At 52.9% G+C, this 223-nt stretch carries 1 rRNA gene; it reads right to left on the bottom strand.

Annotated features, from left to right (window positions below):
* Window positions 1-5 precede the first annotated feature (5 nt).
* Window positions 6-120, bottom strand: a 5S ribosomal RNA gene (gene rrf / locus ACN5AZ_RS18820).
* Window positions 121-223 lie beyond the last annotated feature (103 nt).

The following is a 223-nucleotide window of genomic DNA, read 5'->3' as shown; positions in this document are numbered from 1 at the left end:
ACTAGGTTTGGCGGTTACCTACTCTCCCACGTCTTAAGACGCAGTACCATTGGCGTAGAAGCACTTAACGGCCAGGTTCGGAATGGAACTGGGTGTCTTGCTTTCGCTATGACCACCAAACCGAGAAGATCCAGAAGACGTTCCCGGGGAACGTCTGATCAATCACGTCGCGCCCCGGTTTTCGGGGTGCGTGTTGTCCAGGTTTTGTACACGTTGTGTGTAT

It is taken from the genome of Sagittula sp. SSi028 (assembly GCF_048553715.1).
Taxonomy (GTDB): domain Bacteria; phylum Pseudomonadota; class Alphaproteobacteria; order Rhodobacterales; family Rhodobacteraceae; genus Sagittula.
The sequence above is the reverse complement of the archived record's forward strand: the minus strand, read 5'-3'. Positions and strand labels throughout refer to the sequence as shown.